The sequence below is a fragment of the Acuticoccus kalidii genome (assembly GCF_021556395.1).
In the GTDB taxonomy this organism is placed as follows: Bacteria; Pseudomonadota; Alphaproteobacteria; order Rhizobiales; family Amorphaceae; genus Acuticoccus; species Acuticoccus kalidii.
In genome coordinates, this window is record NZ_JAKGCS010000010.1 from 202,782 (window position 1) to 226,755 (window position 23,974).

At 65.4% G+C, this 23,974-nt stretch carries 13 protein-coding genes; 7 read left to right on the forward strand and 6 right to left on the reverse strand.

The features are described 5' to 3' along the window. Positions 1 to 40 precede the first annotated feature (40 nt). From L1787_RS06985 to L1787_RS07000, 4 genes are all read left to right on the forward strand, one after another. Positions 41 to 982 (forward strand): TRAP transporter substrate-binding protein, encoded by a 942-nt coding sequence (locus tag L1787_RS06985; RefSeq protein ID WP_235707969.1) that lies wholly within the window; start codon positions 41 to 43, stop codon positions 980 to 982. Positions 983 to 1,057: 75 nt separating this feature from the next. After that, a complete protein-coding gene (locus L1787_RS06990; protein ID WP_235707970.1) occupies positions 1,058 to 1,552 on the forward strand; it encodes a TRAP transporter small permease in 495 nt (164 codons plus the stop codon). Beyond that, a complete protein-coding gene (locus tag L1787_RS06995; protein WP_235707971.1) occupies positions 1,549 to 2,826 on the forward strand; it encodes a TRAP transporter large permease in 1,278 nt (425 codons plus the stop codon). Before L1787_RS06990 ends, L1787_RS06995 begins: the two co-directional genes overlap by 4 nt. Positions 2,827 to 2,836: 10 nt before the next feature. Next, a complete protein-coding gene (locus tag L1787_RS07000) occupies positions 2,837 to 4,198 on the forward strand; it encodes an amidohydrolase family protein (protein ID WP_235707972.1) in 1,362 nt (453 codons plus the stop codon). 164 nt (positions 4,199 to 4,362) lie between these two features. On the opposite strand, the gene L1787_RS07005 is transcribed toward L1787_RS07000, so the two are convergent. The 3 genes from L1787_RS07005 to L1787_RS07015 all read right to left on the reverse strand — a co-directional run bounded on the left by L1787_RS07005 (position 4,363) and on the right by L1787_RS07015 (position 7,548). After that, positions 4,363 to 5,736, reverse strand: a complete 1,374-nt coding sequence (locus L1787_RS07005; RefSeq protein ID WP_235707973.1) for an arylsulfotransferase family protein — start codon at positions 5,734 to 5,736, stop codon at positions 4,363 to 4,365. 72 nt (positions 5,737 to 5,808) lie between these two features. Beyond that, entirely contained in the window at positions 5,809 to 7,275 is a 1,467-nt protein-coding gene (locus L1787_RS07010) for a sulfotransferase (protein WP_235707974.1), read from the reverse strand. Between the two features lie 3 nt (positions 7,276 to 7,278). Further along, the gene (locus L1787_RS07015; protein WP_235707975.1) at positions 7,279 to 7,548 is read right to left on the reverse strand and encodes a hypothetical protein; all 270 of its coding nucleotides are present in this window, start codon (positions 7,546 to 7,548) and stop codon (positions 7,279 to 7,281) included. 1,182 nt (positions 7,549 to 8,730) lie between these two features. Between L1787_RS07015 and L1787_RS07020 the strand changes: the two genes are divergently transcribed. Together L1787_RS07020 and L1787_RS25650 are read left to right on the forward strand one after the other, a co-directional pair. Then, entirely contained in the window at positions 8,731 to 14,838 is a 6,108-nt protein-coding gene (locus L1787_RS07020; RefSeq protein ID WP_235707976.1) for an FG-GAP-like repeat-containing protein, read from the forward strand. 121 nt (positions 14,839 to 14,959) lie between these two features. Next, a complete protein-coding gene (locus tag L1787_RS25650) occupies positions 14,960 to 18,748 on the forward strand; it encodes a cadherin domain-containing protein (RefSeq protein WP_304523956.1) in 3,789 nt (1,262 codons plus the stop codon). A 300-nt stretch (positions 18,749 to 19,048) separates the two neighbouring features. Here L1787_RS25650 and L1787_RS07040 read toward each other — a convergent pair whose 3' ends face one another. From L1787_RS07040 to L1787_RS07050, 3 genes are all read right to left on the reverse strand, one after another. Continuing rightward, positions 19,049 to 21,331, reverse strand: coding sequence for a cadherin domain-containing protein (locus L1787_RS07040; protein WP_235707977.1), 2,283 nt, complete (start codon positions 21,329 to 21,331; stop codon positions 19,049 to 19,051). Further along, complete coding sequence (locus L1787_RS07045; RefSeq protein WP_235707978.1) at positions 21,318 to 21,704, reverse strand: hypothetical protein; 387 nt, start codon at positions 21,702 to 21,704, stop codon at positions 21,318 to 21,320. Before L1787_RS07045 ends, L1787_RS07040 begins: the two co-directional genes overlap by 14 nt. A 140-nt stretch (positions 21,705 to 21,844) precedes the next feature. After that, a complete protein-coding gene (locus tag L1787_RS07050; protein ID WP_235707979.1) occupies positions 21,845 to 22,780 on the reverse strand; it encodes a LysR family transcriptional regulator in 936 nt (311 codons plus the stop codon). Positions 22,781 to 22,996: 216 nt separating this feature from the next. Between L1787_RS07050 and L1787_RS07055 the strand changes: the two genes are divergently transcribed. Next, on the forward strand, positions 22,997 to 23,971 hold the full coding sequence (locus L1787_RS07055; RefSeq protein WP_235707980.1) for an ABC transporter substrate-binding protein: 975 nt from the start codon (positions 22,997 to 22,999) through the stop codon (positions 23,969 to 23,971). Positions 23,972 to 23,974: the final 3 nt, after the last annotated feature.

A 23,974-nucleotide genomic window follows, 5' to 3' on the forward strand; every position in this document is an offset into this window, starting at 1 on the left:
TCTTTTTGCAGCCGCATCGCTCATGATGCTGAGCGGCGGGTTGGCCCACGCCCAAGATTACACGCTTAAATTCGCCCACATCCTGACGACCGATCAGCCCGCCCATATGGCGGCCGAGCGCTTTGCCGAATTGGTCGCGGAGAAGACCGACGGCCGCGTCGCCGTCAACATCTTCCCGGCCGGTGAACTCGGCAACGACACCGAGATCGTCGAGCAGATCCAGGTCGGGGCGGTTGATATCGGCATTCCGCCCACCGCCAAGCTCGGCCAGTTCGAGCCGCGGATGCAGCTGTTCGACCTGCCGTTCATCTTCCCGTCGCCCGCCGCCGCCTACGCCGTGCTCGACGGGCCGATCGGCGACGAGCTCCTCGGAACGCTCGACCAGCAGGGGATGCACGGGCTCGGCTATTGGGAAAGCGGTTTCAAGCAGCTCACCAACAATGTCCGCCCGATCCGCACGCCGGAGGATCTCGCTGGCATCAAGGTGCGCACGATGTCGAGCCCGCTGATCGTCCAGCAGTACGAGACCTGGGGCGCGAACCCGATTCCGATCGCCTTTTCCGAGGTCTATAACGCGCTGCAACAGGGTGTCGCCGAAGGCCAGGAAAACGCCTTCGTCTCCATCGACAAGATGAAGTTCTACGAGGTCCAGAAGTACCTCACCGTCTCCAACCACGCCTATCTCGGCTACGCCTTCGTCATGAACAAGGCGAAGTGGGACGCGATGCCCGAAGAGCTGCAGAGCGCCGTGCAGGCGGCGTTCGAGGAGGCGCGCGATTATGAGCGCGAGCTCAACGCCTCGCTCGACGACGAGCTGAAGGGCAAAATGGGCGAGGTGGGGCTCGAGGTTTACGAGCTGTCGCCTGAGGATCTCACCGCCTTCGTCGAGGCGTCCAAAGCGGTTCATGCCGACTATGCCGCCGATATCGGCCAGGACCTTCTCGATCGCACCTACAAGGCGACCGAAGACGCGATGAAATGATGGGGCCGGGGCCGGGCGCGCGCCTGGCCCCACCGTCCGACGATGCAGATTTTTCTCGATAATTTCGACCGCTGGATGAGCCGCGTTGAGGCCACCATCATGGTGGCGGCGATGGCGACCGTGGTGGTCGTGATCATGGTGCAGGTGGTTCTGCGCTATGTGTTCAACGATTCGCTGTCGTGGGCGGAGGAGCTCGTCCGCTACACGATCGTCTGGATGAGCTTTCTCGGCGCCGGCATGGGGATCGCGCGGGGCGCGCACATCGTCATGGGCCTCCTCGTCGGGATCCTGCCGGCGTCCATGTCGATCTGGGCGATCCGGCTCGGCCATGTCGGGGCGATGGTCTTCGCCGTTTTCCTCCTCGTCGCGGGGACCGAGCATGTCCTCACCGTGAAGGGGTTCGGCCAGGTCTCATCGGCGATGCGGATGCCGATGTGGATCGTCTATCTCTGCCTGCCGCTCGGTGCGCTCGTCTTCCTCATGCGTCTCGTGGAAGCGATGCTGCGCACGTTCCTGCCGGTCGAGGAAAGCCCCGTCCATGACGAGGTGCTGTGGACGGGTGGGACATGAGCCTCAACATTCTCGCGGTCCTCGCGCTGACGCTGCTGGTGGGGATGCCCATCTTCGCAGCCCTCGCGCTGACGACCTTTTCGATCCTCTCGGCGACCTCGTCCGTGCCCTTGTCGGTCGTGGCGCAGCGCATGTTTGCGGGGATCGACAATTTCACTCTCCTGTCGATCCCGCTTTTCATCCTCGCCGCCGAGCTGATGCGCATCGGCGGTCTCGCCGAGCGGCTCGTGGCGCTCGCCGAGGCGTTGGTCGGATGGTTTTCGGGGGGGCTCGCGTTCGCGGCGGTGCTCGCCTGCGTCTTCTTCGCCTCGATCTCCGGCTCCTCGCCGGCGACGCTCGCCGCGATCGGCACGATCCTCATTCCGGTGATGATCAATGCGGGGTACGGCAAGGCCTTCAGCGTCGGCCTCGTGACCACGGCGGGCTCCCTCGGCCTCGTCATTCCTCCGTCGATCACGCTCATCATCTATGGCGCGGTGACGGGCACCTCGATCGGCCGGCTCTTCGCCGCCGGGATCCTGCCGGGGCTGTTCCTCGCGGGACTGCTCGGGATCTATTGCTTCGTCCATGCGAAACGGTCGGGGATGACGCTGTCGCAGCGGCCGTCGGCGCGGGCGATCGCACGCGCCTTTCGCGGGGCAGCGTGGGGGCTCTTTTTGCCGGTGATCTTGCTCGGCGGCATCTATAGCGGCGTCTTTACGCCGACCGAATCGGCCGCCGTCGCGTGCGTCTATGGCGCGTTCGTGGGCATCGTCGTCTATCGCCAGATCGGCCTTCGCGAAATGCGCGACATCCTCGTCAATGCGGGGCTGATCTCCTCGACATTGCTCCTCATCACGGCCGGCGCCTCGGCGCTCTCGTGGCTCCTCGCGAGCAACGCCATCCCGCGTGAGCTCGCCCAGACGATGCTCTCGGCGAGCGATCAGCCGGTGATCATCGTCCTGATGCTGAACCTCATCCTGCTCGTCGCCGGTTGTTTCCTCGACGGCGCGTCGGCGGTCATCGTCCTCGCCCCGCTCCTCGAGCCGGTCGCGCGCGATGTCGGGATCGATCCCGTCCATTTCGGCATCATCACGCTCATCAATGTCGAGATCGGGATGCTGACGCCGCCTGTGGGGCTCAATCTCTTCGTGGCGTGTCATATCGCGGGGATGCCGCTGCTCGCCGTGGCGCGCGCGGTGTTGCCGAGCCTCGGGGTGCTGCTCCTCGGGCTCATCGTCATCACGTTCGTGCCGTGGCTGAGCCTCGCGCTGCCGAACCTTCTCTATCCGTGAGGGGCACGGCATGAACGATGTGCGGATCGACGGCGCCTGCCGGATCGACGGGGAGGGGCGCGCGGTCCCGGTGTGGATCCGGCTCGAAGCCGGCCGCCTCGCCGCGGTGAGTGCGACGCCGCTCACGCCGAAGGCCGGCGAGGCGGTGCTCGACGCGACGGGGGAGATCGTCGCCCCCGGTCTCGTCAACGCCCACACCCATTCGACGCTGGCGGCGACGCGCGGCACCACCGACCGGATGGACCACCCGGCCTTCATGTGGACCAATCAGGCCGACACGGTCGGCCGCTCGGCGGAGGAGATCGCCGCCGTCACGACCCTTGCCGCTGCGGACATGCTGCGCCACGGCATCACCGGCGTCGTCGACCATGTGCCGGAACAGAACGCCACGCTCGAGGGGGTGGCCCCCATCGTCGAGGTGTGGCGGCGCAGCGGGATGCGGGTTGCGGTGGCGCTGCGGATCTTCGATGGCGCCTATGACGATATCGGCGATGGCGGATACGGCCCCGCGGACAATCCGTTGAAGGCGGAGCCGGCGGACGTGCTTCTCGCACGCAGCGAGGAGGCGATCCAGCGCTGGCACCGGCCGGAGGTGGGGCTCAAGGTCTATCCCGCCCCGTCGAACTCGGAACGGTGCGGCGACGCGCTTCTCGCCGGCGCCCACGCGCTTGCCGAGCGTTACGATACCGGCTTCCACGCCCACCTTCTGGAAACGCGCGTTCAGCGCGAGACATGCCTTGCGACCCGCGGCATTACCCCGGTGGAGCGGCTTGCCCGCCTCGGTGCGCTGTCGGCGCGGACGAGCTTTGCCCATTGCGTCTGGTGCGACGAGGCGGACATTGCGCGGATGGCGGAGGCCGGGGCCGTCGTCGTCCACAATCCGCACAGCAACGCCAAGCTCGGCGTCGGGCTGATGCCGCTCGCCGCCATGCTGGAGGCCGGTTGCACCGTCGCTCTCGGCACCGACGGCGCGGCCACCAACGACACGCTCGACATTCATGAGACGATGGCCCTCGCGCTGCTGCTGCAACGGGCGAGCGGTGCGCTCGCCCGCCCGCGATGGCCGACGGCGCGCGACGCGCTGGCGATGGCGACGGCGGGAGGCGCCGCGGCGCTCTTGGAAACGGGAATGGCGGGGACGCTGTCGGTCGGCGCATGGGCCGACCCCGTTTTCTATAGGGCCGACGGAATGGCGCTCGCCCCGGCGAACGATCTCGCCGAGCAGCTCGTCTTTGCCGAGCGCGGGCGCTCGGTCACCCGTGTCATCGCCGCCGGTCGGACCCTGTTCGAGGCCGGCCGCTGGACGACGCTCGACGTGGAAGGGGCACTGTCGGTCGCCGAGACCATGCGCCGGCGACGGCGGGCGCATTAAGCGAGGCGGACGACCGGCCTCGCGGTGAAGGCGGGGCGAGGGGCGATCTCCTCCCCAATCCCCGCCAGCGCCGGCGAGGATTGGGATGGCCGGATGACGGGGCGACGCCCGCAAATCCGACCGACGATCGCGTCACGGGGAGAGGCAACGGCGCGCCTCTCCGGTCAGGGCGATTCGGAGAAAGACGCGCCGTCACGGCGGAGCCGCACCATTTGAGCGGCGGACCGGGGGGCCAGCGCCGCCGTTTCGATCTCCGCTGCGCGTCCCGGCTCCTTGGTGGCCGCCGTAGTGGCGCATTGGGGAATGGTGGTGTCGAAGAAATCGAGCGGCAGGTGGCGCGCTTCGGTGACGATGAGATTGCGGTTCTCGTCCCACCCCGAATCGCGCTCCCAGACGAGTTCGCCCCGCCCGTTCACCTCGAACACGCGCCCGTGCTGCGGCTCCGTGATCAGGATATTGCCCGACGGCAGAAGCTGATGCTTGCCGCGCTCGGCGGTGTAGAACGGAATCTCGTCGTTCCCCGCGAAGAGAACCTCCGTCACACGCGTCTTCGGGTCGATCCGCAGAATGCGCGACTGGTTGGTGCCGGTGTTGTTGTCGAACACCGTGATCGTTCCGTCCGGCTCGAAGTCCGGGTCGTGCTGTTTGAGCCAGGGGCCGCTCTGCCACCATTTGAATTCGCCGCTCTCTCGGTCGACGACCGCGACGAGGTTGAGCTCGCGCAACGAGATCAGAAGATCACCGACGGCGAATTGGGGGAAAGCGTCGGCCATTTCCGGGCGCAACGGCTCAACGTCGTTCGCGTGGAACGCATCGTTCTCATATTTCAGCGGCGCGGTGTCGCCTTGGATATGGGTGCGGACGCCGAGAATGCCCTGCTGACCGATCCCGGCGTTCATCATGTCGTTTTCGATGTCGACGATCTTGGTGGCCTCTCCGGTCTCGATATCGACATGGACGATTTCGAGATCGCGCCAGCCGATCAGCCCGTTCGGAACGTCGCGGCCGATGATGTGGTGGAACGGGCCGGGTGTCGCCCACACGACGTTGCCGCACGCGTCGAAGCGGACGAGCCTGTCGCCGGCATCGAAGGAGAGGACGAGCGAGCCGTCTTCCAGAACCTCCATGCCGTGCAGCATGGTGTTGAGCGGATTGAGCCCCTCAGGATCGGCCTTCGCATAGTCGATCGGCCAGCGGTGCACTTCCGCGCCGCTCGTATCATACATCGTGACGACGAAGGGCGACTGGTCCTGGTCGCGCGAAAGGCCGGCGATCAGCGTGTAGCCGGGCGTCACCTCATCGGGGCGGGGGACGACGAAGCGGTCGGCCTCGCCCGGAACGCGCGCCGGGACGAGATGGCGCGTCGGCTCGAGGCCGATATCGTTCTTCCAGTATTTTCCGAGATCGCGCACCGTATCGGTCGCCAACGACACCTGGGGGTTGGGGAACCAGTCGTTCCGTCCGGCGACGACCCCGTAGCCGGTTGCGAGCACCGCGATCGAGACGACGAATCCGATGATAGGCAGTTTTTCTGACATTTTACCTTCAGACATCTGGAAACGATGACAGGTGGGTCCGGGCGGATCCGGGGGACCGGACCCGCCGCGTGCTCACGGGGTGAGGCAGCGTGCGCTGAGGCGTGCGTGGAGTTCGCGCGTCCGCTCCACGCGGTCGGCCGCAGCCGCCTCGGGCGGGTCGGCCGGACGGGATGGACGGAAGCGGGAGGCGGATCCGACCAAGTCCTCGGGCTCCTGCAGCGCCAAAGCGTCGGCCAGGGCGAGGAGGTGGCGCGCCGGCTCTGCCGATAGCGCGTCATGGTCGACGAAGATCGCGCGATCGCCGGCCGTCGCGAGGACATTCTCGTAGGTGTCGGCCCAATAGCGGAGCCAATGGTCGAGATGGTCGGCCTCCTCGCGCGGAGGCGGGTCGCCCTCGAAAACGATGGGGCGCAGCGCGGCGCCGAACTCGAAGTGGCCAATCCCCTCCATATATCGCCGTCCGAAGGGCTCGCGGGCGTGCAGCTCGGTGAAGCGGCGATGCTGGCGCAGGAGCGAAGCGGCGTGGGCGAGGGGATCGCGCACGGGGATCACGATCGAGGCATCCGGCGCGATCTCCTCCAGGAGGCCGAGGCGCGCGATATTGGTGTTGTTCTTCGACAGATAGCGGGTCGCGCCCGGTTGCGAGGCGACGATCTTCGCCCGGTGGCGGCGGAAGAACGCCTCGAACGCCTCCTGCCGCTCCTCGGCCGACCATGCCGTGATCCGGTCGCGCCGATAGTGGCCCTTCCAGAAGGCCATCCACACCATCTCCTCGAACGCCTCCGGGCTGTCGAACCCGATCGTCAGCCCATCCCCGTGCGCCCGCTCGGCGAGGCCGTCATCCTTCTGGAACGACTTCGTGAGGTCGCTCCAGAGGAGCGGGGCGAGGGTGAAGGGCATGTGCCGATAGGTGGCGGAGGCGAATTCGCGCTGCGCCGCCAGCGTTTCGAGGAGGATCGTCGTTCCCGCCCGTGCGAGCGAAGTGACGAAGACCGGGCGTTGCGCCGTCTCGATGTCGATCCGATCGGAAAAGCGCGAGGTCTCGACGTCGGCGAGCGCCTTTTGAAGGCCCGGCGCCGCGAAGGCGATGCGGTGGAGCGCCCGGTCGAGCGTTCCATAGGGAAGCGCCTGCGCCTCGTCGGCCGCGGCCTCAGCGGGCGGAGCGCGACGGCGCACCACGAGCCAGAGCGCGACGGCCGCGACGGAGGAGACGAGAAGGAAGATCCAGTTGCTGCCGAGCGCCACCGCCTCGCTCGCGGTATAGAGCCCGACGAGCGTCCCCAGCCAGACGATGAGGATCGCCGCACCGATCGAAATGGCGCCGATCGCGCCGATGCGGAAGAAGCCGAGAAAGAGCCGGCCGGCGGCGCGGCGGATGAGTTGCTCCTTCTCGGTGTCGCCGAGCTCCGGGGAGGACATGACGGCGCCGGCCTCGCGGGCGGTAAGCACCAACCCGGAGCCGACCTCCTCGGCCTTGAGCATCCTCAGCGCGAATATGAAGGCGACGATGCCCAGCCCGAGGGCAATGACGATGACCACAGATCAGCGCGGCCCCACCTCGGGTGTCTCGGGGGGATGTTGCTCGGCCGCCCGGCGCTTCATGAGCCGCTTGACCGGGTACCAGACGAAGCCGACGACGGCGAAGAAGATCGCGGCCATCAGGGCGACGACGGTGCCGATCGCGGTGAGTCCGGCGCCCGGCCCGACATAGGCGTGAGCGGCATCGGGAACGGCGGTTACGATCGCGGCGACGGCGAGGGTCGGGACAATGAAACGGATCGTCGACCAGGTTCTGGTAGCGGTAGCACGCATGACCACACTCCTTACAAACGACGACGGAGAGCGCACGATGTCCTCTCCGGCGGCGGAATAAAGGAAGAGGAAAACGGCGAGGGTCGGGCGCCACGGGGTCGGGATCGTGATCGCGCCACAGCGCATAATGGCAGAGATGTGACTGTTTTGGCGCGCCACATGGCGGTGCGCCGATTGCGTTGCCTTCCGGCATCGCGGCAACGCAAATTCGGGGTATCGGCAGACATTCTGCGCCCCGATTGCCGCTCCGGCTTGGGGCCTGACGAATGAAGCAAACGATCTACTCGACGATGTTTTTCGCGCTGCGGGTCGCATTTGACCACGCTCCCGCCCCATTCCGCGCCGTTCGAGCGCCTGACTGTGGTTCGCGTCAAATTGCCACCATCCGATAGAATCGGCGTTTTCGACGTCCGACGGCGGCCGGGTGGCGGCTGGTTTTGACGTTGTAGAAATCCAATCTTGCGGCGCGGGCGAACCGGACGCGGCGTCCGTCGGCAGCCTTCAAGTCAGCATCATTCGAAATGTCGCGGCGGCCGGCGCGCGCCGTCAGGGGGCAGAGCACCCCGTGCACCGGCGACGATGCGCCCGATTGGGGCGACGGTCGCCGCGTCTTGGATTTCGTCCCATCCGAGCCCGCGCCGCCCCCGTTTATAATCATAATAAGAACGAGCGCAATCGAGAGAACATTTGAATAGTTGTTGTTCGATCTCTACGTATTGAATCAATATAGAGTGTAAGAATGGCACGTGTTTCTGATGAATGCGCACGAGACGAATCGTATTGACTCGATGTTATCTCTCTGCGACACGACAGGCATGGCCACATTTCGATGAAATCATCGTTTCGTTTTCTTTGACGTCTGCGATGGTTTTCCGAACGATGGTCGTCGTCAGGTTGTATTGGGACATCGCCGCCGTGATCACGCACCGTTCGAAACCGATTCAATAACCGTTCGGCTTTGCGTCGCACGTGCCGGTGTCGCGTGTGTTTTCCGAGTGCGAATTAGTATTCATGCACCTGTTTGGTGCACGGTCGACGCTTTGCTTGAATAATCCGTCTTCAAACCCAGCGACATCTCTTTGAGGATCGCATCGTTTTTCTGGCTTCACCGCAGAAGTCAAAGCCTTCAACGGAACACCCATGAGCACGATAACAATAGACGCGTCCACATCGGGCGTGGGAATGGATCTTGAAACATTCCTGCGTGGTGGATTTCTCGACACGCTCGACGCCAATGCCGGCGGCGGTATGCCGGTGTTCGACAATGGCGGCGCCTTCGAGGGGGACGAAATGTTCCTCGGCTTCGGGACCGGCGCGACGGCGCCTTACGTCTTGGCCCATGGAAATCTTGCTTATTACTTCACGACCCACACCGTTTGGGGCGAAATCAATACAATCGAGTATGGAACACGCGGCGCGGGAGATTTCGACACCGACGGCGCGTTCACGGGCGGCGATGTCGCGCTGCGGATCACCGGGCTCGACTTCACCAACGCGCAGCCGGCTGATGCCGCCGAAGAGGCCGAAATCGAAGCGAACGGGGCCGTCCATAATTTCTCGGTCGGCCACATGTATGGGCGCAATTATGAGGCGAGCCGTCTCGACCTCTACGCCGACCAGCTCGATTCCTACTCCCAGCATTTCATCGGCTCGGCCTATGACGACACCTATGCGAGCACCGGGTTCGACGACACGGTCGAGGGCGGCGACGGCAACGACACCGTCGTCTATCGCGGGAACGAAGCCGACTATACGCTGACCGAGACCGGCGATGGCTGGACCGTCACCGACAACCGGACCGGCAGCGAAAATGACGGCGTCGATACGCTGACGGGCGTCGAGTTCGTGCAATTCGCCGACACCGTCGTCACACTCGAGCCGGGTGGCGAGAACGCCGCGCCGGCCATCGCCGTCGGGTCCGGTGACGCCGGCTGGTACACGGCGCAGAATCTCACCGGCATCGACGGGCCGCGCGGCGTCGCCGTGGTCGATTTCGACGGAGACGGCGACGAGGACATCCTCGCGAGCGCCTATTCCGACGGCACCATCGTCTGGTTCGAGAACGAAGAGGGCCGATTTGCTGGGGCCGACACGCTCGCCTCCGGCTTTGCCGCGCCCATCGACCTCGAAGCCGCCGATTTCGACGGTGACGGTGATATCGACATCGTCGGTGCGAGCTATAGCGGCGACAGCATCACCGTCTTCACGAATGACGGGAACGGCAATCTGACGGAAAATCAGATCGGCACGATCGACGGGCCGCGCGACATCGCACTCGCGGATTTCGATGGCGACGGCGATCTCGACATCGTGGCCGCCGGCTACAACGATGACACTGTCGTCGTCTACGACAATAACGGCGACGGCACCTTCGCCGAGGGCGAGGTTCTCGGCACCGTCGACGGGCCGACCCGCCTCAATGTCGTCGACCTCAACCAGGATGGCCGTGCCGACATCATCGCCTCCGGCTATGTCGACGACACGCTCCATTATTTCGAGAACACCGGCGAAGGGTTCGCCGAAGGTGTCGCGATCGCCTCGGTCGACGGCCCGCGGGGCACCGCGGTCGCCGATGTCGACGGCGATGGGGATCTCGATATCGTCGCTTCGGAATATACCGGCGACCGGCTCGTTCTCTTCAAGAATAATGGCGACGAGACCTTCGACGGCGGCACGGTCATCGGCACGCCCGACGGGCCGGAAAGCCTGGTCTTCGAGGATGTCGACGGCGATGGCGACCCGGACCTTCTCGTCACCGCCTATGTCGGCGACAAGGTCACGCTGTTTACGAACGACGGCGAGGGGACGTTTGCCGAGACGGACATCGTCGGCGCGGACGCGACCGACTCGCCCTGGAATATCGTCCCCGCCGATATCGACGGGGCGCGGAGCTTCGTCCTCGCGGGCTATTCCTCGGACACGATCACGGTCCTGCGCAACGCGGCCGGCTCGGTCAATCTGACGCCGGGCAGCGCCACGGCGATCACCGGCATCACCGTCAGCGACGTCGATGGCGACGATGTCACGGTCACCTTCGACCTGCCGCGCGGCACGCTGTCGGCGACGGCCGGCGCGGGTGTCACCGTGGAGGGGGACGGCACGGCGAGCCTGAGCCTCTCCGGCTCGCTCAGCGAAATCAACGCCTTCATCGCGTCGGAGGCCCTGACGGCGACGATTGCGGACGGTGTGCGCACGCACCTCGAGGTCACCGTCGACGACGGGAGCGGCGCGCAAAACGGCGTCGCGACGGCGCATCTGCGCGTCATGGTCCGGTCGCCGCCGGTCGATCTCACTTTGTCCGGCGACCATGCGATCGCCGAGACGGATCCCGCGGGCACCGTCGTCGGCATGCTGTCGGCGACCGACCCCGATGGCGATGCTCTCACCTTCACGATCGTCGACGGCGATGCGTTCGTCATCGTCGGCAACGAGCTGCGCCTCGACACGCAGCTCGACGCTGATGTCGTCGGCGACCAGCAGGTGACGATCCGGGCGACCGACACCAACGGCAACAGTGTCGACGAGACGTTCACGATCGCCCTCGAGAACGTCAACGAGCCGCCGAAGAACCTCACTCTCAGCACCTCGACCATCGCCGAGGACGCCGATGTCGGCACCGTCGTCGCCATCATCACGGCGCAGGACGAGGAGGGCGAGGCGGTCAGCTACGAGATCACCAACGATGCGGGCGGCCGGTTCGCCATCGGCGCGGCAGACGCGAGCGGCTATCAGCTCGTGTTGGCCGCACCACTCGACTACGAAAGCGCGTCCTCCCACGAGATCACCATCAAGGCGACGGACGCCTCGGGTCATTCCTCGGAAGAAACCTTCACGATCGCCGTTACCGACGTCGATGAGAGCGTCGACAATCCGCCGACGGGGCTCGCCCTTTCCGCGAACTTCGTCTTCGAGGACGCCGACATCGGTGACACGGTCGGCACGCTCGACGCGACCGATCCGGAGGGCGGCGCGCTCACCTACCGCCTCAAGGACGATGCGGGCGGCCTCTTCGCCATCGAGAGCGATGCCGATGGCAGCCGCATCGTGGTTGCCGGTGCGCTCGATCATGAGACGACGCCGCTCCACACGGTGACGGTCGAGGTCGAGGACGAAGGGGGCAACATCGTCGAAGCGACCTTCGATATCGGCGTCGCCGACGTTCCCGAAGAGCCGGCCGCGATGATCACCATCGATGCCACCGGCTCCGAGGCGATGGACTTCGATGCGTTCCTCACCGGCGGGTTCCTGGGCGGATCCACCTCCGGCGGCTTCCCGGTGTTCGACAATTCCGCCGAGTTCAGCGGCGAAGAGATGGTCATGTCCTTCGGGGAAGGCGCCGATGCGCCCTATGTCCTCGCCCACGGCCAGATCGAATATTTCTTCGGCACGCACACCGTCTGGGGCGAGATCGAGCGCATCGAGTTCGGAACGCGCGGAGACGCGACCTACGACGCGAACGGCTATCTCCTCAACGGAAACACGCAACTCGAGATCACCGGCCTCGACTTTGCGAACGCGCAAGGGCCGGAGGCGGTCGCCGAGCTCGTCGGCCCGGTGCACAACTTCTCCGTCGGTTATATGTACGGTGCGAGCGCCGATCCGAACCGGCTCCAGCTCTTCCTCGACCAGCTCGATCTCTACGCCCAGCATTATATCGGTGCTGCCGGGGCCGACGTGTTCGCCGCGTCCGATCATGGCGACCTGATCGAAGCGGGTGGCGGCGACGATACGCTGACCGGCCTCGGCGGCGATGACACGATCGACGGCGGGGACGGCGAGGACACCGCCATCTATCGCGGCAACAAGGCCGACTACACGATCACCGCGAACGGTGACGGAAGCTGGACGGTCGCCGACAACCGCACCGAAGGGGAGAATGACGGCACCGATACGCTGACGAATGTCGAGTTCGCCGCGTTCGCCGACGAGGCGGTCGCGCTGTCCGGCGAGCCGGCCAATGGCGCGCCGACCGACATCACCCTGTCGAACACGCAGATCCTGGAATCGGCGCGAAGCGGGTCGGTCGTCGGCGTCCTCTCGGCAATCGACCCCGAGGGCGATGCGATCACATGGTCGCTCGTCGAAGGCGAGGGCGACAATGGGGCCAAGTTCGCCCTCAAGACCGGAGAGGACGGCTCGGTTAGCGTGGTGCTGAAGAACCCGCTCGACCACGAATCCTCCGGCGGCGTCTACGACCTCGTCGTGAAGGCGACGGACAGCCACGGCAACGAGAGCGTCGAGACGATCGAGATCACGGCCGGCGACGATCCGTTCAAGCTCTCCTCGGCCCCGACCGGGAAGGACTATACATCGATCATGGAGAGCGCGCCGGTCGGCACCAAGATCGGCTTCGTCTACCAGTTCGATTCGAGCTTCGTGCCGGAAACGGTCGAGCTCACCGACGATGCCGATGGGCTGTTCTCCGTCAGCCTCGGCGAGGCCAGCGGGACGCAATATTATTACCTGACCGTCAATGGCGACCTCGATCACGAGACGGCGGATCTTCACGACGTCACGATCAAGGCGACCGATGCCGGCGGCGTTTCCCACGAGAAGACCTTCAAGGTCCATGTGCTCGACGCACCGGAGGCGACGGACGAGAACCTTACGGCACGCGGTACGATCACCATCGACGCGGATACGGCGCTCGCCACCGCCAATGGCGGGATCGATTGGGGCACCTATCTCGACGAGGCGTTCGCCAACGTCGTTCCCGGGCTGCCGGGCTTCCTGCCGGTCGGTTCGGGTTGGTCGCCCGAAACGCCGTCGTCGGAGTTCCTCTATGCGAACACGCGTGACGGATCGTATGTCTCACTGAAGGGGGCGGACCTCGTCTACAATTGGGTCGATCCGATCAGCGGCGAGGATGCGCATGTCGTGTCCGGCTCGATTTCGGAGATGGCCTTCGGCAACGGGTCCACGGTCGACGGTGTTCCCGAGCTCGACGACCCGGAAATCACCATCACCGGCCTCGATCTTCAGAACGATTCGAGCCTGATGAACCGCATTGTCGGCGAGACGCAGCTCGTCGCTCAGGCGTGGATGTATGGCCTCGAGGGATCGAGCCCGGGCGACATCGCGTTCGTGAAGGCGACGCTTGCCTCCTATGCGCAGGATTTCCGCGGTTCGGCGGCGGCGGACACCTACACCGGCACGCTCTTCGACGACACGATCACGGGCAATGGCGGCGATGATGTCCTCGATGGCGGGGACGGGTCGGATGTTGCGGTCTATGCCGGCGCCCGCGCCGAGTACGAGATCACCCTCAATGACGACGGCACGACGACGGTCGCCGATCTCGTCGCCGACCGCGATGGGACCGACACCCTCGCCAATATCGAAGAGCTGCGCTTCGCCGATGGGACGATCGACACGCCGACCCCCAACGCGGCGCCGACCGACCTCGTTCTTTCGGCGAACGAGATCTCGGAGGATGCGGCGATCGGAACGGTGGTCGGCCTTCTCTCGGCCACCGACCCGGACGGCGATCCGATCACCTATACGCTCCTCGACAACCCTGGCGGCTATTTCGAGATTGTTGGCAACGAGCTGCGGCTCGCGGCGGAGATCGATTATGAGACGCTCTCGGAAGTGTCGCTCACGATCGGGGCGATGGACGATGCGGAGGCGATGACGACGCTCGACGTTACGATCGACGTCCTCGACGTCAACGAGGAGGGCGAGGACTATGAAGGCTCCTCCGGCTTCGACTTCCTGATCGGTTCGGGCGGCGACGACCGCATGAACGGCAATGGCGGGATCGACATCCTCTTCGGCGGCGCGGGCGACGACACCATCGATGGTGGCAGCGCGCGGGACTTCCTGTTCGGCGGTGCCGGCGATGACAGCATCTCCGGCGGCGAAGGCACCGACGTGATCTTCGGCGGTCTCGGCGATGACAGCCTCGATGGGGGCGTCGGAGCGGACGATCTGCGCGGCGGCTTCGGTGACGACAGCCTCGTCGGCGGGAAGGGCAGGGACCTCCTCTTCGGTGGGTTCGGCGACGACACCCTCGTGGGCGGTACGCAGGACGACACCCTGTCGGGCGGGTTCGGGTCGGACACGTTCGTGTTCGAGGCGGACTTCGGGCACGACGTGATCGAGGACTTCCTCCTCGGCGACAACACGCTCCGCTTCTCGACCGACATCTTCGCCGACTACGCGGCCTTCCAGGGTGCGGCGCAACAGGTCGGGTTCGACGTCGTCGTTCGCGTCGACGAGGCGAACACGCTGACGCTCGAGAACACCTTCCTGTTCTTCATCCAGGAAAGCGACGTCGAGTTCGTCTGATTTCGGACGGCGATGCGGTGGGCCCGGCCGGGCCTACCGCCCTGAACGCGCGAGCGATCCGCACACGCACAGAAGCCTGCGGACGCTCCTCGCTCCCGAGGCGCTTCAACGAGGATAGACCATGATCACGATCGACGCGTCCGGCGCGTCTTCGATGGCATTCGAAGAATTTTTGACCACAGGCTTCCTGTCGGGAGTCGGATCGGCGGGATTTCCCGTCTTCGACAACAGCGCCGCCTTTTCCGGCGCGGAGATGATGATCTCCTACGGATCGTCGTCGACCTCGCCCTATGTGACGGCGCACGGGCAGCTCGAATATAATTTCGGCACGCATACCGTCTGGGGCTCGATCGACACGATCGAGTTCGGCACGCGCGGCAGCGGCAGCTTCGACGGCAGCGGCTCCTTCGTGGGCGGCGATGCGGATCTGCGGATCACCGGGCTCGCCTTCCAGAACGGCCTCTCGCCCGAAGCCGAGGTCGAGGCGAGCGGGCAGGTCCATAATTTCACCGTCGCCTATATGAGCGGCCCGTCAGCCGAAGCGGGCCGGCGGGCGCTCTTCGTCCAGCAGCTCGATGGCGACGCGCAGCATTATATCGGCTCACCCGGCGCCGATATCTTCGCCGCCACGAGCATGAATGATCGGATCGAAGGCGGTGCCGGCAACGACCGTCTGACCGGCGAGGGCGGCGACGACACGATCGAGGGCGGGGCCGGCTTGGATACGGCCGTCTTCTCCGGGAACCGCGCCGCCTATACGATCGAGGCGGCGGCGGACGGTGTGACCGTCACGGGTCCCGACGGTACGGATTGGCTGACCGGGATCGAGCGCCTCGCGTTCGACGATCAGACCATCGACACGCCGTCGGCAAATGGTGCGCCGGTCGATCTCGCGCTCTCTAAACGGGCGATCGACGAGGATGCGGCGGTCGGCGCCGTGGTCGGCGTGCTCTCGGCCGACGATCCGGACGGAGATCCGCTCACCTACGCCCTCACCGACGATGCGGATGGGCTCTTTCGGATCGTCGGCAACGAGCTGCGCGTCGCCGGTGCACTCGATTATGAGAGCGCCGATCGGCACAGCATAACGGTTCGCGTCATGGACGGCGCCGGCAACCGGACGGACAAGACCTTCACCATCCGGGTCAACGATATCGAGGAAGAGGGGGAGACTGGCGCGCCGGCCGATCTCGCTCTCTCCTCGACCTCTGTGGCGGAGAATGTCGCGCGCGGTACGGTCGTCGGGACGTTGTCGGCGACGGATCCGGACGGCGATGGCCTGACTTATAGCCTCTCCGAGAATGCGGGCGGGCTCTTCCGTATCGTCGGCGACGAGCTGCGCGTCGCGGGCAAGCTCGATCATGAGAGCGCCGCGAAACACGAGATCGTCGTCGCCGTCGAGGATGGCGACGGAACCACGATCTCCCGTGCGTTCACGATCGCGGTCGGCGATGTGGACGAGGCGCCGACCGCACCCCGCCTTTCGAGCGCCAAGGTCGCCGAGAGCGCGGCGCATGGCACCGTCGTCGGCACGCTGTCGGCCACCGACCCCGAGGGCGGGGCCGTCAGCTACCGCCTCGTCGACGACGCGGGCGGTCGGTTTTCCCTCTCCGAAATGGAGGGCGCCACGAGCCTCGTGGTGAACGGCCCGCTCGATTTCGAAACCACCGCAACCCACCAAATCATCGTCGAAGCCAGCGACGCCGGCGGACACACCGTCACGCGCACCTTCGACATCGCCGTTTCGGACGCACCTGAATTGGATTCCGATATGATTACGATTGACGCCTCCAACGCCGAAGCGATGGATTTCGACGCCTTTATCCGCGGCGAATTCCTTGAGGGATACTCATCCGTCGGCTACCCGACCTTTGACGGCAGCAGCTCCTTCGCCGGCCAAGAGATGCTGCTCTATTACGGCGATAGCGGGACGATGCCCTACGTCCTCGCGTCCGGCCAGCTCGAATATGTTTTCGGCACGCACACCGTCTGGGGCGAGATCAATTCGATCGAGTTCGGAACGTTCACGGACGCCCAATTCGATTCCGACGGGCACTTCACGAGCGGCGATCCGATCATGACGATCACCGGTCTGACCCTCGAGAACGCCAAGGAGCCGGTTGAGCAGGTGGAGGCGACCGGCGCGGTGCACAATTTCGCGGTCGCGTTCATGTACGGGGCGGACGCTGATCCGGCGCGCCTCCAGCTCTTCCTCGATCAGCTCGACGAGACCGCGCAGCACTTTATCGGCTCCCCCGGTGACGACGTCTTCGAGGCGACCGACCAGAACGACCTCATCGAAGGGGGCGCGGGCGACGACAATCTCGCCGGCCTCGGCGGACGCGACACGATCGATGGCGGAGACGGCGACGACACCGCCAAATTCTCGGGCGCCGAGGCCCAATATCGGATCGTGCAGAACGCGGACGGGTCGACCACCGTCACCGACAGTCAGAACGGCCGCGACGGGGTGAATATCCTGCGCAATGTCGAGACGCTCGCATTCTCCGATGGCACGGTGGACCTGACCGGCGACACCGGCTCCGGCGAGAACGGTGCGCCCGAAGGGCTGACGCTGTCGCGTGCACGCATCGCCGAGGATGCGGCCGTCGGCACGGTGGTCGGCCGCCTTTCCGCGACCGATCCGGATGGCGATCCGCTCACCTATACGCTCACCCGTAATCCCGGCGGCGCCTTCGCCATCGTCGGCGACGAGCTCCGTGTTGCGGGTGCGCTCGATTTTGAGACGGCCGCCTCGCTCGCGATCACCATCGAGGCGTCCGATCCGGACGGCGCGACGACCACGCTCGATACGACGATCCGTGTCCTCGACGTGGAGGAAGACACCGGCGGCGGTGATGGTGGCGACGGCGACAACGGCGACGGCGATGACGGCGGTGATAGCGACGGCGGCGACGGCGATGACGGTGGAGACAGCGACGGTGGCGATGGAACGCCCGGCGAGGGTGAGGGAGAGAGTGACCGGCTTCGTCTTCCCGCCACGAGCGGCGACGACCGCATCATCGGGAGCGACGCCAACGAAAAGGTGCATGCCGGCGCGGGCGACGACTTTGTCGGCGGGCATGGCGGCTCCGACCTCCTCGTCGGTGGCGCGGGCGACGATTCGCTGATCGGCAATGACGGCGACGATGTTCTTTCGGGCGGTGTCGGCGACGATGTGCTGACCGGCGGCTCCGGCAACGACACGCTGCGCGGCGGTCCGGGCGATGATGTCATGCGTGGCGGCACGGGGAATGACGTTCTCGACGGTGGTGCCGGTGCGGATGCGGTTGCCGGACAGGGCGGCGACGATCGTATATCCGGCGGCGGCGGCAACGATACGCTCTATGGCAATGCCGGAGACGACACGATCGGCGGCGGCGATGGTGACGATCTCATCCGCGGTGGCGGCGACGACGACTATCTCTCAGGCCAGGGCGGCCACGATCTTCTGATCGGCGGCACGGGCCATGACACCTTGAAGGGCGGCGAGGGGAACGACACCCTCGTCGGCCAGAGCGGCGACGACGTGCTGTTCGGCGGCAACGGGGCGGACAGCCTGCGCGGTGGTGCCGGCGACGACAAGCTCTTCGGGGACGGCGGTGACGACGTTCTCATCGGCCGCGCCGGCGATGATACGCTCGATGGCGGCGCCGGTGACGATGTCCTGATCGGCGGCCAGGGCGCCGACGTCTTCCTGTTCGGTGAGACGTTCGGCAACGATCGAATCGTGAAATTCGAGTCGGGTCTCGATCTCATCGATCTGCGGGCGCACGGGATCGACGATTTCGACGCCCTCGACCTCGCTGCAAACGGCGACGGCGATGCGGTCGTGACGATCGATGGCGACACGATCACGCTGACGGGGGTCTCTGTCACCGCCCTCACCAGCGACGATTTCCTCTTCTGAGGTCAGCACCAGCGGACGGAGGCGGGTAACCATCCCCGCCCGCGCCGACGAGATTGGGGCCGGAAGAGGCCGGCCGCCGGACGGGGCTCTGGCGATCCCGGCGATGAGCCGGCGGCGCGTACCGCGGAGGGATCGTCTTCAACGCGGCGCCTTTGACGGCCGCGGCACTGATCGACGGCATCGTCCTGTGGCGCTGGTGCGGCTGATCTCCCCCCTCGATCGGCGTTACCTCGAACGGATGCGCTGAGGGGGACGGGATGAGCCGGCCGGGGCGCTTGCGCGATCCGGCCGGCTTGGCGCTCAAACGAAGGTGAGGTCGCCGATATCGAGGGCGATGGGGCCGTGCATGTTCGCGATGCGGACCGATCCGCCGCCCGCGACCTCGACGATCGCGACGCCGTCGAGATTCTGGATCGTCACATCGTCGGCGCTGATGCCGTCGAACACGAGGCTGTCGGCCTTTACGTCATAGTCGACGATCCGATCGTCGCCGAACGGGCCCTTGAAGCGGAACGTGTCGGCGCCGATGCCGCCGAAGAGGAGATCGTCGCCGCGCCCGCCATCGAGGGTGTCGTCGCCGAAGCTGCCTTCGAGTCGGTCATCGCCAACACCGCCCAACATGAGGTCGTGCCCGGCGCCGCCCTTCAGGAGGTCGTCGCCTTTGCCGCCATCGAGCGTATCGTCGCCTTTGAAGCCGAGAAGGAGGTCGTCGCCGGTTCCACCAAGGGCCTCATCGTTGCCGAATCCGGCCCGCACGGTGTCGTCGCCGGTTCCGCCATCCATCGTGTCGTTGCCCGCGCCGCCATTGAGGAGATCGTCGTCCGCTCCGCCGAGGAGGACGTCGTCACCTTTGAAGCCGAAGAGGGCGTCGGCTCCGTCGCCGCCGTCCAACGTATCGTTGCCGAGACTGCCGCGCAGCCTGTCGCGCCCGTCGCCGCCTTCGATGAGATCGTTGCCGCTGCCGCCATTGACGAGGTCGTCGCCATCCCCGCCGAGGAGGGTGTCGTCGCCTTTGTTGCCGAAGAGCTTGTCATCGCCGCGGCCGCCATCGACGAAATCGTCGCCGTTGCCGGCCTTCACGGTGTCGTCGCCCCGGCCGGGGCGGATCTCGTCCATGCTCCAGTCGCCGCGGATCCGGTCGTCGCCGTTGCCGCCGGCGAGCTGATCGAGGATGTCGGTGACGTCGATCTCGATGGCGGTCGTGCCGGTGTTGCCGTCGGTGTCGGTGACCTTGACCGTGAGCGTGAAGTGGTTGGGCAGCCGCTCGAAATCATTGGCGGGGGAGGCGGCACCCGTCTCGGTGAGGGTGATTGCGCCGGTTTCCGGGTCGATCGCGAAAATGCCCTCCTCGTTGCCGTCGACGATTTCGTATCCGCTGATGCCGCGATTGTCCGACGCGGAGACCGTGCCGATCACATATCCGGCCGCCTCGTTCTCGTCGAAGGCGAAGGTCTGGTCGGTGATGACGGGGGTCACCTCGGAGGGGAAGGAGGCGGCGCCGTAGACGAGATAGACTCCGCCGTCGCGCTTGCTCGTTGACCACGTCGGGGCCGCATTGCTGATCAAAATGTCGTCGAAGCCGTCGCCGTTGACGTCACCGGCGGAGGTGACCATGGCGCCTGTCGTGGCGCCTTCGCTCGGGCCTTCGAGGACGATGCCGTTGATCCCGTCGATCTCGGAAATATCGAAGACCGCGGGGAAGCCGCCATCGGTGCCGAAAATCACGTAGGCCGCGCCGCTATTGCGGCCGTTGATCGCCGTGCTCGGCGCCCCGATGATGATGTCGTCGAGGCCGTCGCCGTTGAAGTCCCCGGCGGAGGCGACGTTGAGTTCGGGCGGAGAGCTTTCGTTGAGTGGCGTATCGGGCGCGGCGAAACCATCGATCATGAAGCCGTTCGTCCCGTCGACATCCTCGACGTTGAAGCGTGCGGGGAATCCGTCCGTCGAGCCATAGATGACGAAGGCCCGTCCCGTCTCCGGGATTTCCAACAACCGGTTGCCGGGCGTGCCGACGATCATGTCGTCGATCCCGTCACCATTGACGTCGCCGAGCAACGCGCCGGTGTCGGTGGCGCCGAAGGCGGAGAAACCGTTCGTGCCGTCGAGCGTCCGAAGGTCGAAATCGGCGGGGAAGGGGGCGTCGCTGCCGAAAACAACGTGAGTGACCCCATGGTACGAACCGTCGGGCGACCGGCCGCGCGGCGTCGTCATGAGGATGTCGTCGAACCCGTCGCCGTTGACGTCTCGGCCGCCGGAGAGGATGGATCCCAGAAAGTGGCTGTCGTCGACCCCTGCGCTCGTGAAGCCGTTGCTCCCGTCGAACTCGCCGAATTTCAGACCCTGGGGGAAGCTGTCGCGCGTCCCGTAAACGAGGTCGACATAACCATGATACCCCTCGTTCATCCCACCGCTCGGGGTTCCGATGAGGACATCGTCGAGCCCGTCGCCGTCGAAGTCGCCGGCGGGGGAGAGGCCGAGTCCGGTATAGTCGTATTTGCCGCCGAGGAGCCTGAAAATGTAGGCGGGCGGATCGTCTATGAGGAGATTGATCTCCGACGGATACCCGTCGCTAGACCCCGGCACCAAATAAGCCATCCCGCTCGCATAGGCGCTTATGCTGGCGAGCGGGTGAGGCCAGGATGTCGGCGATGCCGTCACCGTTCACGTCGCCGGCGGCTGAAATGTAGAGGGTCTCCCACCCGTCGAAGACAATGGCTTCGGAGAGGGAAAGCGATCTGAGGTCGAGCGTCGAACCGAACCCGCCATCCTTGCCATAAACGACAAAGCCCAAATCGAGCCCGTTTCGGTCCGACTGATTGTATTTGTAGGTGATGGAAAAGTCGTCGATCCCGTCGCCGTTGACGTCGCCGAGGCCGGCGAGCGATTGGGCGGCGAAATCGGCATGTCCCGTCAAAAGTACGCCGTTGGTGCCGTCGAGTGCCGCGAGAGAAACCACGTGAGCCCCACAATCAGCCACACGAGACAGGCCTCGTGCAGCCTAAAATTATGAAAAGAATACGCAAAGTTTATGAGGCAGCCGGCGCGGCGTTGCAATGATCCTCATTTGAGGGGGCCGAATTCCGGGTCGTTTGCCGCCTATCCGGCGAGCCAGAAGGGCGGGGAGCCGATGCGATCGGCGATATGTTCCAGAAAGGCCTGGGTGCGCGGGGGAACGAGCTGACGGTGGGGCAGCACCGCATAGATGTTGTTCGTCTGGCACTGATAGTCCGGCAAGATCTCCACCAGCGCCCCGGACGCGAGCTCCTTATAGACGTGGAAGCGATAGAAGTTGCCGATCCCGCAGCCCGACAGGCACGACAACTTTAAAAGGTTGCCGTTGTCGGAGGCGAGCTGGCCGCTCATCGGCATTGGTTTGACGATGCCCTTCTGCCGGATCATCCACGGATCCACCTCGCCGGAAATCAGGCTGACGATGCAGCGATGGGCGGCGAGATCCTCCGGCGTCTGCGGCACGCCGTGCGCGTCGAGATAGCCGGGCGAGGCGCAAAAGACGCGCGGGTTCGCACAGAGCCGGCGCGAGGGGAACTTCGTCGGCAGCGTCTCGCGCAGGAGAATGGCAAGGTCGATCCGCTCGCGGATGAAGTCGGGCAGGGCGCTCGTCACGATGAGGTCGACGCTGAGGCCGGGATGATCGCCGAGGAGCGTGGGAAGCATCGGCGACAAGACGGCCGTCGCGAAAGACGGGGGGACGGTGATGCGCAAATGTCCGTCCATCGGCGCTGCGGGTGTGTCCCCCCGCGAGACGGCCTCGTCGAGCTCGAAGAGGATCGATTTGCACCGTTGATAGAAGCGCTCCCCCGCCTCGGTCACATTGGCGCGGCGGGTGTTGCGGTAGATGAGCGGATAGCCGAGATCGCGTTCCAACCCGACGACATGCTTGCTCACCGTCGAGGTCGCGAGACGCAACTGACGCGCGGCGACGGAGAAGCTCTTGGCCTCCACGACCGCAATATAACTGCGCAGTGAAGCAATACTCACCGAATCGAGTGGCTGGCCGCCGACACGTGCCATTGGACGCTTCCGATCGTTCACGAATAGGAAAAAGAATTTCTATCCTTTCGGTCATTGTCAATAGTTTGAGGGGGCCGTACCGTCGCGCCCATCAGGAGAGCGGCGTCGGCAGTGATGCTCCAGGTGCCCGTCATGGTCGCCGGGCGAACGTGGCGCGCTTCTGTAGAATGGCGCACTGAGACGCCGAGCCAAATGAAGCCTTCGGGAGGGGCTAAAATGACGTTCCATCGTTTCGCGAAGATTCGACGCGCCACCGCCGGCGCGCTCGGCATCGCCTTCGTCGCGTTCGCCGCGCAAGGGGCCGCCGCGCAGGATTCGGTCGAGATCGGTCTCGCCACCAAGACCTGGTATCCCTCGGTGATCGCCGAGGCGGCCCTTCGGCAGGGTCTTTTTGAAAAGCAGGGTGTCGACGCGACGCTCACGGTCTATCAGAGCGGCGCCGAGGCCTTCACCGCGATGGCCGCGGGAGCTGCCGATGTGGTGAGCACCGCGCCGAACGCCGTCGCGAGCGGTCGTCCGCGCGGCGTCAACTCCAAGATCATCGGCGAATCCGGTGACAACAATTTCGGCTGGCAGCTCATCGTGCCGACCGATTCTGACCTGAAGACGCTCGAGGATCTCGACGGCAAGACCGTCGGCATCACCTCCGCCGGCTCGCTGTCGGATGCGCTCGCCAAATGGGCGAAGAGCAAGGCGGGCGTCGAATTCAACACCATTCCGCTCGGCGGTGGCGGCCTCGTGCCGAACCTCCTCACCGGCAATGTCGACGCGGCGGTGATCTATTCTCCGCTCAGCTATCAGGTGATCAAGGACGGCGACGGCGTGTCGATCTTCGATTTCGGCGCCCAGATGCCCGCCCACCTCAATGCCGGCTGGGCTGCGACCGACGCCATGATCGCCGACAATCCGGAGCTGATCCAAAAGACGGTGAACGCCCTTTATGAAGGCCTCGCCTACCTCCAGGACAATCCGGAAGAGGGGATCGCCCTCGTCGCCGAGATCAACGGCATCCCGGAAGAGATCGCCAAGGAAGAGTACGAGAACGTCATCAAGATGGCCTCGCGTGATGGCGTGATGACCCTCGAGGGCGCGGAAACGGCGCTCGAGTTCGCCCGCGCCGCCGGTTTCTCCGATCTCGCCCCGGCCGCCGACATCTTCACCGACGCCTTCACCCCGGCGCCGAAGAACTGAACC